This window comes from Pseudomonas sp. GYB4201 (assembly GCF_056312595.1).
Map to the genome: position 1 here is coordinate 18,112 of NZ_JBWGIG010000036.1, position 13,398 is coordinate 31,509.

At 67.7% G+C, this 13,398-nt stretch carries 13 protein-coding genes; 8 read left to right on the plus strand and 5 right to left on the minus strand.

The genetic code is table 11. The features are described 5' to 3' along the window. Window positions 1-144: 144 nt before the first annotated feature. Both AC0Z2B_RS25780 and AC0Z2B_RS25785 read left to right on the plus strand, forming a co-directional pair. Window positions 145-1,494 (plus strand): metal-dependent hydrolase family protein, encoded by a 1,350-nt coding sequence (locus AC0Z2B_RS25780; RefSeq protein WP_476300419.1) that lies wholly within the window; start codon window positions 145-147, stop codon window positions 1,492-1,494. Further along, window positions 1,491-1,934 (plus strand): heme-binding protein, encoded by a 444-nt coding sequence (locus AC0Z2B_RS25785; RefSeq protein ID WP_473002342.1) that lies wholly within the window; start codon window positions 1,491-1,493, stop codon window positions 1,932-1,934. The genes AC0Z2B_RS25780 and AC0Z2B_RS25785 overlap by 4 nt, the downstream gene beginning before the upstream one ends. On the opposite strand, the gene AC0Z2B_RS25790 is transcribed toward AC0Z2B_RS25785, so the two are convergent. Continuing rightward, the gene (locus AC0Z2B_RS25790; protein ID WP_476300422.1) at window positions 1,925-2,851 is read right to left on the minus strand and encodes a LysR family transcriptional regulator; all 927 of its coding nucleotides are present in this window, start codon (window positions 2,849-2,851) and stop codon (window positions 1,925-1,927) included. The two genes, AC0Z2B_RS25785 and AC0Z2B_RS25790, sit on opposite strands and share 10 nt — an antisense overlap. 235 nt (window positions 2,852-3,086) lie before the next feature. Beyond that, on the minus strand, window positions 3,087-3,563 hold the full coding sequence (locus AC0Z2B_RS25795) for a BRO-N domain-containing protein (protein WP_476300425.1): 477 nt from the start codon (window positions 3,561-3,563) through the stop codon (window positions 3,087-3,089). 442 nt (window positions 3,564-4,005) lie between these two features. On the opposite strand from AC0Z2B_RS25795, the gene AC0Z2B_RS25800 reads away from it, so the two are divergent. Then, a complete protein-coding gene (locus tag AC0Z2B_RS25800) occupies window positions 4,006-5,055 on the plus strand; it encodes an FUSC family protein (protein WP_476300427.1) in 1,050 nt (349 codons plus the stop codon). Window position 5,056: 1 nt separating this feature from the next. Here AC0Z2B_RS25800 and AC0Z2B_RS25805 read toward each other — a convergent pair whose 3' ends face one another. Further along, window positions 5,057-6,217 (minus strand): MFS transporter, encoded by a 1,161-nt coding sequence (locus AC0Z2B_RS25805; protein WP_476300430.1) that lies wholly within the window; start codon window positions 6,215-6,217, stop codon window positions 5,057-5,059. A gap of 112 nt (window positions 6,218-6,329) precedes the next feature. Between AC0Z2B_RS25805 and AC0Z2B_RS25810 the strand changes: the two genes are divergently transcribed. The 4 genes from AC0Z2B_RS25810 to AC0Z2B_RS25825 all read left to right on the plus strand — a co-directional run bounded on the left by AC0Z2B_RS25810 (window position 6,330) and on the right by AC0Z2B_RS25825 (window position 10,599). Then, window positions 6,330-6,911 (plus strand): TetR/AcrR family transcriptional regulator, encoded by a 582-nt coding sequence (locus tag AC0Z2B_RS25810; protein ID WP_476300434.1) that lies wholly within the window; start codon window positions 6,330-6,332, stop codon window positions 6,909-6,911. 537 nt (window positions 6,912-7,448) lie between these two features. Further along, complete coding sequence (locus AC0Z2B_RS25815; protein WP_476300437.1) at window positions 7,449-9,404, plus strand: DNA topoisomerase III; 1,956 nt, start codon at window positions 7,449-7,451, stop codon at window positions 9,402-9,404. Window positions 9,405-9,461: 57 nt separating this feature from the next. Further along, complete coding sequence (locus AC0Z2B_RS25820) at window positions 9,462-9,944, plus strand: DUF2938 family protein (protein ID WP_476300440.1); 483 nt, start codon at window positions 9,462-9,464, stop codon at window positions 9,942-9,944. Window positions 9,945-10,074: 130 nt separating this feature from the next. After that, entirely contained in the window at window positions 10,075-10,599 is a 525-nt protein-coding gene (locus AC0Z2B_RS25825) for a DUF2867 domain-containing protein (protein ID WP_476300443.1), read from the plus strand. A gap of 4 nt (window positions 10,600-10,603) precedes the next feature. On the opposite strand, the gene AC0Z2B_RS25830 is transcribed toward AC0Z2B_RS25825, so the two are convergent. Beyond that, window positions 10,604-10,915: an AzlD domain-containing protein gene (locus AC0Z2B_RS25830; RefSeq protein WP_416424510.1), complete on the minus strand. Its 312-nt coding sequence runs from the start codon at window positions 10,913-10,915 to the stop codon at window positions 10,604-10,606. Next, window positions 10,912-11,610 (minus strand): AzlC family ABC transporter permease, encoded by a 699-nt coding sequence (locus tag AC0Z2B_RS25835; protein ID WP_416424511.1) that lies wholly within the window; start codon window positions 11,608-11,610, stop codon window positions 10,912-10,914. The genes AC0Z2B_RS25830 and AC0Z2B_RS25835 overlap by 4 nt, the downstream gene beginning before the upstream one ends. A gap of 335 nt (window positions 11,611-11,945) precedes the next feature. On the opposite strand from AC0Z2B_RS25835, the gene AC0Z2B_RS25840 reads away from it, so the two are divergent. Beyond that, a complete protein-coding gene (locus AC0Z2B_RS25840) occupies window positions 11,946-13,394 on the plus strand; it encodes an NCS1 family nucleobase:cation symporter-1 (protein ID WP_476300446.1) in 1,449 nt (482 codons plus the stop codon). Window positions 13,395-13,398 lie beyond the last annotated feature (4 nt).

A 13,398-nucleotide genomic window follows, 5' to 3' on the forward strand; every position in this document is an offset into this window, starting at 1 on the left:
GCCCGCTGCTACAGGCGTATCCGCACACCACGGCAGGGGTGGTATTGAACCGCTCAATACCTGGCCATCAACCCAATCTGTTTCCCTACGCCCCCCAGGCTCGCTAGCCTCGCCCCATACTCATAACAACAGCGAGCCGCCCCGATGAGCGCCCTTCACCTGCACTGCAAGACCCTGTTCGACAGCACCAGCCTGGCCCCGCGCCCCCAGCAGACGCTGATCGCCAAAGACGGCGTGCTGACCTACGTCGGCCCCACCAGCCAGGCCCCCGCGCCGCAGCCGGGCGATACCCTGGTGGACGCTGGCACGCACTTCGTCATGCCGGGCCTGGTGGACGTGCACACCCACCTGGCGTTCGGCAACGCGCAAAGCGAGGAAGACATCGACCTGTGGACCAGCGACGAATTCCGCGCCCTGCGCGGCATGTTCTTCGCCCAGCACGTGCTGGCCGCCGGCGTCACCAGCATGGTCTGCCCCGGTGACAGCGGCCAGCTGAGCATCTCGGTGCGCAACGCCATCAACGCCGGGCTGTTCGAAGGCCCGCGCGTGGCCGCCAGCAGCCGGGTCATCACCAACCGCCAGAGCCTCAACGACTGGTTCCCCAGCCGCGTCGGCGCCCCGGAGTTCTTCACCGCGCGCCTGGTCACCAGCCGCAGCGAAGCCATCGCCGAGATCCGCACCCAGGCCAAGGACGGCGTCGACCTGATCAAGATCGCCATGGACGGCACCCACCGCCGCCCCGACGGCTCGATCATCGCCGCCTTCACCGCCGATGAAACCCGGGAGATGGTCGACGAAGCCCACCGCCTGGGCTGCAAGGTGGCCACCCACGCCTACGGCCGCGAAGCCGTGCTGTACGCCGCCAAGGCCGGGGTGGACCTGGTGTTCCACGCCTTCTACATGGACGACGACTGCATCGAGGCGCTGCTGCAATCGGGCAGCATCCTGGCGCCGACCATGACCTTCCCGCAGAACACCGTGGACTTCTGCCAGCCCCACGACCCGGCCATTACCACCGGTTACGCCGGCTACTGCGCGCGCACCCTGGAGGTGGGCTCGGCGGTGCTCAAGCGCGCCAAGGCGGCGGGCATCCCGTTCGCCTGCGGCAGCGACTCGGGCTTTGCCGTCACGCCTTACGGCGAGTGGCACGCGCGCGAGCTGGAGCTGCTGGTCACGCGCCTGGGCTTCACCCCCGCCGAGGCGCTGTTCGCCGCCACCAACGTGGGCGCGCGCTGCATGCCCAAGGCCAACACCCTGGGCACCCTTGAGGTGGGCAAGCAGGCCGACTTCCTGGTGCTGGACGGCTCGCCGCTGGACGACATCCGCCTGCTGCAGGACCGCAGCCGCTTCAAGGCGGTGTACAAGGGTGGCCAGCCGGTGAACCTGGCGCGCAGCCCCTACAACCCCAAGCAGGTCTCGGACTTCAACTCGCTGAAGTGGACCGACCTGTACACCCGTGACCGCGTCGCTCAACTGGGGAAATGGACTGTATGAACCACCTCGACCTGCACACCGCCACCCTTATCGCCAGCCAGGCCATTGCCAGCGGCCGCGAACTGGGCTTGCGCCCCCTGGCCGCTGCCGTGCTGGACGCCGCCGGCCACCCACTGGCCGTGCTGCGCCACGAACAGGCCAGCTTCCTGCGCCCGCAAATCGCCACCGGCAAGGCCCGCGGCTGCCTGGGCATGGGCCTGGGCGGGCGCGAACTGGCGCGCCGCGCCCAGGCCATGCCGGCGTTCTTCGACGCCATCAACAGCCTCACCGACGGCCAGGTGATTCCGGTGCCCGGCGGCGTGCTGATCCGCAACGCCCAGGGCGTGCTACTGGGCGCCATCGGCATCAGCGGCGACACCTCCGACAACGACGAACGCTGCGCCCTGGCCGCCATCGACAGCGCGGGCCTTGCGGCCGACACCGGCGACGCTCAGGCCTGACCCAGCGCCGCGGCCTGCGCCACCAGCAGGCCGCGGAACCAGGCCAGCGCCGGGTCGTCCTGCTGATAAGGGTGCCACTGCAGCACCTGCAACGCCTGGGGAAACGCCAACGGCGCCGGCACCACCTTCACCCCGTGGGCGGCGGCAAACGGCTCGGCCTGGCGCCGGAACAGCGTGGCCACCCGCAGGCTGCCGGCCACGAACGCCGGCATCAGCGCAAAGCTTTCCACGGTGATGCCCACCTTGCGTTCGATACCCTGCTCGGCCAGGAACGCCGCGTCCATGCCCAGAGTGCGGCCGTCGGCGAACTCGCGCACCACGTGTTCCGCCTGGCGGTAGGCGTCAAGGCTCAAGCCCTGGGCGTGCACCGACTGGGCGCAGACAATGCAGCACCACTGGTCCACCAGCAGCGGCGCATGGGGGTAGTCACTGTTGAGCCGGCGCTGGGGCACGATCACACAGTCGCTGCGGCGGTAGTCCAGCGCCTCGCTGACCACGTCACCGCCGCGCGGCAGCGGCAGGTCGCGCAGGGCCAGGCGCACCTGCGGCGCCACCTGCGCCAGCACCCGGCTGACCGCCGGCATCAGCACCGCCGCCACGTAATCCGAGGCCACCACGGTGAAGCGCCGCTGGCAGCTGCCGGGGTCGAACGCGGCCGGCGCTTCAATCACCTCGCGCGTCAGCGCCAGCGCCTCGCGCACCTTGGGCAACAAGGCCTGCGCCCGCGCCGTGGGCTCCAGCCGCCGGCCCACGGCCACCAGCAGCGGGTCGTTGAAGTGTTCACGCAACCGCCCCAAGGCCGAACTGGTGGCCGACTGCCCCAGGTTCAGCCGCTCCGCGGCGCGGGTGACGTTGCATTCGCTGAGCAGGGCTTCGAGCGCCACCAGCAGGTTGAGGTCGAGACGTTGGTAGCGCATGGGGCATCCTGGGTGTTAGGCCAGTGGATACCTTAGCGAAGGGGTGTGGTAGCGAACCAATCGAGATGGGCGCAGGCCAGGTATTGCCAACATCGATACCCCATTGACACGCCCCGTAGCCGCTGCCGCCAGGCTGCGCTGGCCCCTGAGTACACTGAAAATCTTCAGCGTGGCTCAAGGCCAGCGCAGCCTTCGGCAGCGGCTACGAGAGTTGCGCATGGCCGGGGGAATGGGGTCAGGCCCACACCCGCCACCACGGCCCCTTCTGCGGGCGGTTGATGGGCAGCACCTCCGGCATATCGCGCAGGCGAATCCACGGCTCATCCTGCCAATACAGCACCTTCACCTGCCCGCCGTGGGCGCACATGGCCGTTACCGCCGGCACCTCGCCGGGGCCCATGCGCCGCAGCGTCGGCACCACCTCCAGCGTCAGCCACTGGCGCAACGCGCGGTTCTCCGGCATCTGGCTGTGCATGATCAAGGTCACCGCGCCGGTCTCGCTCACCAGCAAGTGCCGGCCCCATTCCCCATCCAGCTGCACCCACGCCTCGCGGTGTTGGTCGGCGTCCAGGCTGCGGATGCGCCGTTCCACAAAATGCACGCCCATCAGCCGGCCCAGGTCGTGCAGGCACAGCCAGGCCTGGTCCTCGATCATCAGCGCGCGCAAGGGCAGTTGGTGGCGGAAAAAGGTGGTGGCGACGAAGGTGGCCATGGCGGAAGCTCCTTGCGGGTGAAGGGCTGCCACGGTGGTTGGGATTGGGGTGGCAGCTGCGTGCAGGTTGACGAACCGGGCGGAACCGGCAGACCCGAAGGTCTCCCACACGCAGCTGCCATAACACTTATCTCAGGCGAAGGGGCCTGAAACAAGCGGTATGGTGCTGCAGTGTTCCGCGCAGGTCGTCAAACCTGATCCCCGAGGCTTCGGAGACGGTGCGCAGGGTAAGGGCGTACCTGGGAAGTGGCAATCAAAGGAGTGTTAAGGGTTGTGTCGAGCCCGGCGTAGCAGCTGCCGAAGGCTGCGTCAGCGGTGTGACAGGTGGAACGCGGGGCTCCGGACGCGGCCTGCGGCCGCTGCTACGGGGTTTGCGGGGGACCCAATTGGGCTGCGAGCGTGCATAATGGGCGCCCCGACCCACCGCCCTACACGGACCCCCATGAAGGCACTGCGCCCCAGCCGCTTACCGTTCCTGCGCCCCCTGCTCGACCCGCACCGCCGCTACCTGTACGCCCGCTACATCCACGCCGGCCGCGTGGCGGTGGGCCTGCTGGCGTCCATCTTGCTGACCACAGGGCTGACCCTGCCCCATGGCGAATGGGCGTCGGTGACGCTGCTGATCGTGATCGGCGGCCTGCAGCACCAGGGCAACATTGGCCGCAAGTCGCTGGAGCGCGCCTACGGCACGCTGATCGGCGCAGCCATCGGCCTGGCGCTGGTGTTGCAGCAAAGCTACCTGCACGAGCAGTGGCTGACGTACGTGGCCATGTCCACGGTGTGTGGATTCTTTGCCTACCACGCCATCGGCAAGGGCGGGTATATCGCGCTGCTGTCGGCCATCACGGTGTTCATCGTCGCCGGGCACGGCGACAACCCCATCAGCGATGGCCTGTGGCGGCTGGTGGACATTCTGATCGGCATCGCCCTGGCGCTGACGTTTTCCTTCGCCATCCCGCTGTACGCGGTGTACTCGTGGCGTTTCAGCCTGGCCAAGGGCCTGCGCGGCTGCGCCAAGGCCTACGGGCGCATTCTCAACGGCCATTCGGTGACCGACGACGAGCACGTGAAGCTGGCCGCGCAGCTCAACAGCATCATGGTGCAGTTGCGCTCGCTGATGCCGTCGGTGTCCAAGGAGGTGCGTATTCCGCTCACCGAGCTTGAGGTGATCCAGGGCCAGTTCCGCCTGTGCCTCAGCACCCTGGAGCTGCTGTCCAACCTGCGCCCCAAGGACCACGGCGACTGGCACGCCTGGCTGCACCCCGAGCACCGGCAGATCAACCGCCAGCTGATTGCCATGGCCCGTGCCCTGGAGACCGGCGCCACCGACCGCCTGGCGCGCCAGGCCGAGCGCGGCGCCGAGATCGAGCACGCCGTGGTGCCGGCCAGCCAGGACGCCCAGGGCTTCCGCCTGCTGACCCTGCAATTGGCCAGCAACCTGGAAGCCATGCGCCTGCGCCTGCACAAGACGTCCAAGCGCTGGAATCTTTGACTCAGGCCTGCTGAGGCACCCGGGCCGGCGCGCGGAAGTGGCCGTAGCCCACCAGCACCAGCCCCGCCAGCGCCAGCACGCCACCCGCCGGGGCTACCCATTGGTAGCCCAGGCCCAGGGCCAACACGCCGCCACCCAGCGCCGCGCCCAGGCCGTTGCCGAGGTTGAAGGCGCCAATGTTGACCGACGACGCCAGCCCCGGCGCGTCGTGGGCGGACTGCATCACCCGCGCCTGCACCAGCGGCACCAGCCCGAAGGCCGACGCGCCCCACACCACCATCACCAGCACCGCACTCACCTGCCCTTGCAGCAGCGCCGGCATGCCCAGCATCAGCGCCGCCATCACCAGCAGAACGCCGATCAGCGTGCCTTCCAGCGAACGGTGGGCGAGCTTGCCGGCGATATAATTACCAGCGGTGAAACCGATCCCAATCATGACCAGCAAAAGCGTGACGAAGGTCGGTGTGGCGTGAATCAGGTCCTGCATCACCGCGGCGATGTAGGTGTACAGGGTGAACATCGCGCCGGCGCCCAGCACCGTGGTCAGTAAAGCCCGCAGCACGTCGCCACGCACCAGCACCTGCAGCTCGCGGCGCACGTCGGGTTTCTGCCCGCTCTCACCGCGTGGCAGCCACAGCGCCAGGCCCAGCATGGACAAGGCGCCCAGCCCGGCGGTAGCGGCAAACGCCATGCGCCAGCCGATGTTCTGCCCCAGCCACGTGGCTGCCGGCACCCCGCCGATGTTGGCGATGGTCAGGCCCAGGAACATGGTGGCCACGGCGCTGGCGCGCTGCTCGGCCGGCACCAGGCTGGCCGCCACCACCGAACCAATGCCGAAGAACGCCCCGTGCGCCAGGCTGGTGACCACCCGCGACAGCACCAGGGTGTCGTAGCCCGGCGCCAGCGCCGACAGCAGGTTGCCCACGGTGAAAATCGCCATCAGCAGCAACAGCGCGGCCTTGCGCCGGTACGGTGCCAGCAGCAGGGTCATCAGCGGCGCCCCCACCATCACGCCAATGGCGTAGGCGCTGATCAGCAGCCCGGCGGTGGGGATGGACACGTGCACGCCATCGGCGATCACCGGCAGCAGGCCCATGGGCGCAAACTCCGTGGTGCCGATGGCGAAGGCCGCCAGGGCCAGGGCGAACAGGATCAACTTCATGGGTGGACCTCCAGGTCACAGGGGCGAAAACATACTCGCCAGTAGCATTTGATCAAAAAGGCTACTCTTGAGTAACATTACTCACAAGTAAAATTTCCCTGCCGGAACCGCCATGTCCACCCCTACCCTCACCAAGGGCGAACAGACCCACGCCCGCCTGCGCAGCGCCGCCGCCGCCGAGTTCGCCCGGCGGGGTTTCCACGAGACCAAGGTCAGCGACATCGTCAAGGCCAGCGGCCTGACCCAGCCCACCTTCTATAGCTACTTCGACAGCAAGGAAGCCGCCTACGAAGAACTGGTGGGCGAGTTCCGCCGCCGCCTGGAGGCGCTGATCAGCACCCTGCTGATCAAGACCGCCCTGCACCCCGCCGAGCTGCTGGACAGCGTGGCCACCAGCTTCCTGCGCTTCTTCGACTTCCTGGCCCAGGACCCCGACCTGACCCAGATCGGCTTCTTCCAGCCGCCCGGCTGCACCCAGACCAAGGCCGGCATGGCCAGCTGGATCGGCAGCAACATCGCCAAGGAGCAGCAGATAGGCCTGTTCCGCACCGATATTCCGGCGGACATGATCGGCAAGTGTTTTGTCGGCATGGTCGACCAGATGGCGCGGGAGACGGTGGACGCTGATACGCGCCGGGCCAATGCGCGGTATTGCGCGGGGTTGCTGTGTGAGGGGTTGTGGGTGAAGGGGTAACGCCTATTCATGGGCGAACCACCAAGGCTGGCAACGCCGCTCTTTCAGGCCATGGCACGGTGCAACAAATGTAGCACCGGCCCATAGGCCGGGTCGCGCCGCGCGGGCGGCGCTCGATCTCAAGAACGCCAAACCTCTCCAGCCATGCGCCCCCATGCCCCGACGCTATCCCGCGCCGAACCCATCGAATTCACCCCTCAATCCCCGTAGCCGCTGCCGCAAGGCTGCGCTGGCCCGGGTGTGCGCTGGAGATCCTCGGTGTGGATGCGAGGTGCACGGCCGGGGATTGTGGCGTGGCTTGCAGGTGCATGTCGGGCGTCTTTCGGCGCGTCCGAAATCGAGCGCCGCCCGCGCGGCGCGACCCGGCCTATGGGCCGGTGCTACATTGGTTGCACCGTGCCATGGCCTGAGGAATTCGCGTCGCCTGGTCTGCAGCACGGCAACAACAAGCTGTATATCCATACAGATTTTGCTTGCCTGGCGCGCAGGGTTTCCTCATCCTATGCAACTCGACCGCCACTGAAGACCCCCACGGCCATGCGCCTCTACCTCTGCGAAAAACCCTCCCAGGCCAAGGATATCGCCAAGGTGCTCGGCGCCAACCGGCGCGGGGATGGCTGCTGGGTGGGCACGGACGTGACGGTGACCTGGTGCATCGGCCACCTGCTGGAAACCGCGCCGCCCGACGCCTATGACGAGCGCTACAAGCGCTGGGTGCTGGCCGACCTGCCCATCGTGCCGGAAAAGTGGAAGATGCTGGTCAAGCCCAAGACCGCCAGCCAGTTCAAGGCGGTCAAGCGCCTGCTGGGTGAGGCGCGCGAGCTGGTCATTGCCACCGACGCCGACCGCGAGGGCGAGATGATCGCCCGCGAGCTGCTGGAGCACTGCCGCTACCGCGGCCCGGTGCAGCGCCTGTGGCTGTCGGCGCTGGACGACGCGTCCATTCGCAAGGCCCTGGCGGCGCTGAAGCCGGGCGCCGAGACCTTCAGCCTGTACCATTCGGCCCTGGGCCGCTCGCGCGCCGACTGGCTGATCGGCATGAACATGAGCCGGCTGTTCACCCTGCTAGGCCGGCAGTCCGGCTACCAGGGCGTGCTGCCGGTGGGCCGGGTGCAAACCCCTACCCTGCGGCTGGTGGTGGACCGCGACCGCAGCATCGCCGCGTTCGTGCCGGCGCCGTTCTGGGCCATCGACGTGCAGCTCGACCCGCGCGGCCTGCCCTTCACCGCCCAGTGGTGCCCGCCTGAAGACGCCTGCGACGACCAGGGCCGCTGCCTGCAACAGCCCCTGGCCCAGGCGGCGGCCCAGGCGCTGCGCAGCGGTGCCCCGGCGCGGCTGGTTAAGCTGCGCACCGAGCGCATGCGCGAGGTGGCGCCCCTGCCCTTCGACCTCGGCACGCTGCAGGAGGTGTGTTCGAAAAAACTCGGCCTGGGCGCCCAGGAGACCCTGGACATCGCCCAGGCGCTGTATGAGCAGTACAAGGTCATCACCTACCCGCGCAGCGACTGCGGCTACCTGCCCAACAGCCAGCATGGCGAAGCACCGGGCATCATCGCCGCCCTGGGCCGCGCCGACCCGGCCCTGGCCGAGCTGATGCCGCACATCGACCCCAGCCGCCGCTCGCGGGCCTGGAACGACGCCAAGGTCAGCGCCCACCACGGCATCATCCCCACGGCCGCCGGCACCGACCTGGGCCGCCTGGCCGGCAAGCAGCGCGCGGTGTACACGCTGATTCGCGCGCGCTACCTGGCGCAGTTCCTGCCCAACCACGAGTTCGACCGTACCCAGGCCGACTTCGACTGCGCCGGCCAGCGCCTGCGCGCGGTGGGCAAGCGCATCGTCGAGCCGGGCTGGCGCCGCGCCCTGCCCGAGGCGCTTACGCCCGCCAAAGGCCGCGAGGCGCCAGCGCCCCAGGCCTTGCCGGCGCTGCGCGAAGGCGCCGACTACGAGGTGGGTGACGTCACCCTCAAGGACCTGTGGACCCAGCCGCCCAAGCCGTTCACCGAAGGCGACCTGATCAAGGCCATGAAGAACGTCGCCAAGCTGGTGGAAGACCCGCGCCTGAAGCAGAAGCTCAAGGACACCACCGGCATCGGCACCGAGGCCACCCGCGCCGGCATCATCCAGGGCCTGATCGACCGCGGCTACCTGAACAAGAACGGCAAGGCGCTGAACGCCACGCCCGCCGCTTTCAGCCTGATCGACGCGGTGCCGCGGGCCATCGCCGACCCCGGCACCACGGCCATCTGGGAGCAGGCCCTGGACATGGTGCAGAGCGGCGAGATGAGCCTGGAGGAGTTCGTGGCCAAGCAGTCGGCCTGGATGAGCCGCCAGGTAGAGCGCTGCGCCGGGTTGAGCCTGACCATCAGCGGCCCGGCCAGCCCACCGGGGCGCGGCGCGCCGTGGAAGAAAAAGCGCAAGGGCGCACCGCGCAAGCCAGCGGCCAAGGGCGCGGCGCCGCGCGCGCGCAAACCCAAGGCCGCAGCCACCTGAAACGGCGCAAAACTGCTATTGTCGCAGGCCTTCGACTCTTGGAAAGGATACCCCCAGATGCTCGCTTTTCTCGCGCTGTCGGTGGTCATCGGCGCCGGCGCCACCGCCCTGCTGGACCTGTGGAACCTGCTGCTGAACAGAACCCTGGGCCTGCCGATCCCGGCCTGGCATTTCGTGGGCCGCTGGTTCGCCGGCCTGCCGCGCGGCCACTTCGTGCACCGCCAGGGCATCGGCAAATCCGCGCCCGTGCCCAATGAACTGGCCATCGGCTGGGCCATGCACTACGTCACCGGCATGGTCTTCGCCGCCACGCTGCTGCTGATCTGGGGGCTGGACTGGGCGGCGCAACCACGCTTCGCCCCGGCGCTGATCGTCGGCCTGGTCACCGTGGGCGCCGGCTGGTTCATCCTGCAACCGGGCATGGGCGTGGGCATCGCCTGCTCCGGCGCGCCGAAGCCGGCGCTGGCGCGGCTGCTGAACGTGGTGGGGCATGTGGTGTTCGCCATCGGCCTGTATGGCACGGCGCTGATACTGGCCTGAAGCCCCACTCCGTAGCCGCTGCCGCCAGGCTGCGCTGGCCCTGATTCACGCTGAAGATCCAAGGTGTGCTCCAGGGCCAGCGCAGCCTAGCGGCAGCGGCTACACGACCGAGTCAGCTGCAGGAAACCCCATGAAAACCACCGTACTCGCCTGCCCTCCGCCCCCCGCTTCCGCCATCAGCCAGTACGTGCCCGGCGCCGATTTCATCGACTGCCACCAGGTGCAGGTGCACGACACCGAGCGCACCGCCCTGCGTCACTTCCTCACGCTGATGGCCGCCACGCCTGGGTGGCTGGACAACCTGATGAAACTGCGCAACACGCTGGTGCAAAGCGTGGGTTTGAAAGACCTGGGCACCTTGGCCCGGGTGGACCTGGCCACGCCGGATGATGCCTACCAGCCCGGCGACCGGGTGGGGATCTTCACCCTGTTGGGCAACCACCCCGACGAGGTGCTGGTGGCCGACCAGGACAAGCACCTGGACGTGTTCCTGGCCCTCACCCGCCTGCCGCTGGCGGCCGACGGCACGCGCACCGTGGTGCTGTCCACCGTGGTGCGCACGCACAACGCGTTGGGCAAGTTGTACATGCTGCCGGTGGCGCCTTTCCACCGGCGCATAGCGCCGATGACCCTGCGCGGCATCAATCGTCGTTAGGCGCTTAAAGCCACCAACGCAATGCAAAGAAGAACGCCATGCTGAGGATCATGCTCAGCAAGGTGTTGCGGGTAAACAGCACCAGCCCCACCGCCACCACCGAGCTGATCAGGTAGGGGTTGTCCCAGTGCAGGTTCAGTTGCTTGTCGGGCATGAACACAATCGGCCCGCAGATGGCCGTGAGCATGCCCGGCACCGCAAAACCGAGGAACTGCCGCGCGTTGCTGCTCAGGCGCACCGGCAGGCGCGGTTCCAGGAACACGTAGCGGTTGAGAAACACCAGCACGCCCATGCCGATAATGACGACCCAGATCATGAACGGCTCCCCCACAGTTTGTTGCAGACAAAGCCGGCGCTCATGCCTGCCAGCCCCGACAGCACCAGCGCCGAGCCCCAGTGCCAGTAGCTGAACAGCACCGAGCAGCACAGCGACACCGCCACGCACACCAGCGTCGGCACGTTGCGCACCACCGGGGTAATCAGGGCGATGAAGGTGGCGGCGATGGAAAAGTCCAGGCCCAGGTGTTCGATGCCCGGAATGCTGCTGCCCAGCAAGATACCGGCCAGGGTAAAGAGGTTCCACGCCACGTAGAAGGTCAGGCCCACGCCCAGGGCGTACCAGCGGCTGAAGGTCTGCTGGTCGTAGCGGCTGGTCAGGGCGAACAGTTCATCGGTGAGCAGGAAGCCCAGGCCCACGCGCCAGCGCCCGGGCAGGCCGGCGATCATCGGGCGCATGCTCATGCCGTACAGCAGGTGCTGGGAGGTCAGCAGCAAGGTGGTCAGCAGGATCGACACCACCCCGGCGCCGCCCTTGAGCATGCCGATGGCCACCAGTTGCGCGGCGCCGGCGAAGACGATGGTCGACAGGCCCTGGCCTTGCCAGGGAGTGAGGTTGGCCTCGATGGCCATGGAACCGGCCAGCAGCCCCCAGGGCGCGGTGGCCAGGGACAGCGGCATGATGGCAGCGGCGCCGCGCAGGAACGCCTGGCGCGGCAAAAGGGTATTGGGCATGTTCTTATTGAAGGCTTGCGGAAACGGACAGCGACTGTGCCAGAGCGCGGCGGGCCTGTCTTGAACGATATTGCGCAGTTGCCATCGCCTCACCCCCGTAGCAGCGGCCGACGGCCGCGTCCAAACGCAACGCGGATCCCCAGCCATACCGCGCCGGGTCCGGAATCGGTGTGTATACATGTTTCTTTGCACTGTGTTTGGGCGGGTATGCACTCATGCGTGGCATTGCACTCCCGCCAAAGCCCTGAACCCCGCAATCCAGAGCCATCAACCGCTTTGGCACACATTCTGCCTTCAACCTCGTATACAAAAAACCAGAACGAGGGAGACAAGGCATGTCGGACAACCACCCTACCCACTACAGCCCCAGGCTTTACAACCACGACCTGGGCCCCACGGCGCAAACCTGGAGCTGGTACAACATCTTCGCGTTCTGGATGAGCGACGTGCACAGCGTCGGCGGCTATGTGTTCGCCGCCAGCCTGTTCGCCCTGGGGCTGGCCAGCTGGCAGGTGCTGATCGCGCTGCTGGCAGGCATCTGCATCGTCCAGGTGATCGCCAACCTGGTGGCCCGGCCCAGCCAGCAGGCGGCCGTGCCCTACCCGGTGATCTGCCGCCTGGCGTTCGGGGTGTTCGGCGCCAACATTCCCGCGGTGATTCGCGGGTTGATCGCCGTGGCCTGGTACGGAGTGCAGACGTACCTGGCATCCAGCGCCTTGGTCATCGTGGTGCTGCGCTTTTTCCCCGAACTGGCCCCTTACCAGCAAGTGACCTTCGCCGGCCTGTCGTACCTGGGCTGGTTCGGTTTCCTGGCCTTGTGGGTGGTGCAGGCGCTGGTGTTCTGGACCGGCATGGAGTCCATCCGCCGCTTCATCGACTGGGCCGGCCCCGCCGTCTACGCGGTGATGTTCGCCCTGGCCGGCTGGATTGTCTGGCGCGCCGGCTGGAGCAACATCAGTTTCACCCTGGCCGAGAAACACCTGGCCGGCTGGGAGGCCGTGGGCCAGGTGATCATGGCCACCGCCCTGGTGGTCTCGTATTTCTCTGGCCCAACATTGAATTTCGGTGACTTCAGCCGCTACTGCCGCAGCATGGCCGAGGTGCGGCGCGGCAACTTCTGGGGCCTGCCGATCAACTTCCTGGCGTTCTCCCTGGTGACCGTGGTGATTGTCTCGGGCACCCTGCCGATCTTCGGCGAAATGATCCACGACCCCATCGCCACCGTGGCGCGCATCGACAACACCACCGCCGTGCTGCTGGGCGCCTTCACCTTTGTCACCGCCACCGTGGGCATCAACATCGTCGCCAACTTCGTCTCGCCGGCCTTTGACTTCGCCAACGTCTCGCCCAGCCGCATCAGCTGGCGCATGGGCGGCATGATCGCCGCGGTGCTGTCGGTGTTCATCACGCCTTGGAACCTGTTCAACAACCCCCAGGTCATCCACTACACCCTGGACGTGCTGGCCGCCTGCATCGGGCCGTTGTTCGGCATCCTGCTGGTGGACTACTACCTGATCAAGCGCCAGCAGATCGACGTCGACGCGCTGTTCAACGACGGCCCCAGCGGCCGCTACTGGTACAGCAACGGCGTCAACTGGGTGGCGGTGAAAGCCCTGGTGCTGGCGGCCGGCGCGGGCCTGTGCATTACCTTCGTGCCGTGGCTGCAGCCCATGGCCAACTTCGCCTGGTTCACCGGCTGCGCGCTGGGCGGCGCGGTGTTCTATGGCCTGAGCCTGGCGGCCCGCCGCACGCCGGCCGGCGCTGCCCAGCCCGCGCCGCTGTAACGCG

What these genes read in the sequence shown, in the direction of transcription:
- AC0Z2B_RS25825 (WP_476300443.1), top strand. Translation starts at nt 10,075, where the DNA reads ATGAAAACCACCGTACTCGCCTGCCCTCCGCCCCCCGCTTCCGCCATC.
- AC0Z2B_RS25810 (WP_476300434.1), top strand. Translation starts at nt 6,330, where the DNA reads ATGTCCACCCCTACCCTCACCAAGGGCGAACAGACCCACGCCCGCCTG.
- AC0Z2B_RS25795 (WP_476300425.1), bottom strand. Translation starts at nt 3,563, where the DNA reads ATGGCCACCTTCGTCGCCACCACCTTTTTCCGCCACCAACTGCCCTTG.
- AC0Z2B_RS25805 (WP_476300430.1), bottom strand. Translation starts at nt 6,217, where the DNA reads ATGAAGTTGATCCTGTTCGCCCTGGCCCTGGCGGCCTTCGCCATCGGC.
- AC0Z2B_RS25800 (WP_476300427.1), top strand. Translation starts at nt 4,006, where the DNA reads ATGAAGGCACTGCGCCCCAGCCGCTTACCGTTCCTGCGCCCCCTGCTC.
- AC0Z2B_RS25835 (WP_416424511.1), bottom strand. Translation starts at nt 11,610, where the DNA reads ATGCCCAATACCCTTTTGCCGCGCCAGGCGTTCCTGCGCGGCGCCGCT.
- AC0Z2B_RS25830 (WP_416424510.1), bottom strand. Translation starts at nt 10,915, where the DNA reads ATGATCTGGGTCGTCATTATCGGCATGGGCGTGCTGGTGTTTCTCAAC.
- AC0Z2B_RS25840 (WP_476300446.1), top strand. Translation starts at nt 11,946, where the DNA reads ATGTCGGACAACCACCCTACCCACTACAGCCCCAGGCTTTACAACCAC.
- AC0Z2B_RS25820 (WP_476300440.1), top strand. Translation starts at nt 9,462, where the DNA reads ATGCTCGCTTTTCTCGCGCTGTCGGTGGTCATCGGCGCCGGCGCCACC.
- AC0Z2B_RS25785 (WP_473002342.1), top strand. Translation starts at nt 1,491, where the DNA reads ATGAACCACCTCGACCTGCACACCGCCACCCTTATCGCCAGCCAGGCC.
- AC0Z2B_RS25790 (WP_476300422.1), bottom strand. Translation starts at nt 2,851, where the DNA reads ATGCGCTACCAACGTCTCGACCTCAACCTGCTGGTGGCGCTCGAAGCC.
- AC0Z2B_RS25780 (WP_476300419.1), top strand. Translation starts at nt 145, where the DNA reads ATGAGCGCCCTTCACCTGCACTGCAAGACCCTGTTCGACAGCACCAGC.
- AC0Z2B_RS25815 (WP_476300437.1), top strand. Translation starts at nt 7,449, where the DNA reads ATGCGCCTCTACCTCTGCGAAAAACCCTCCCAGGCCAAGGATATCGCC.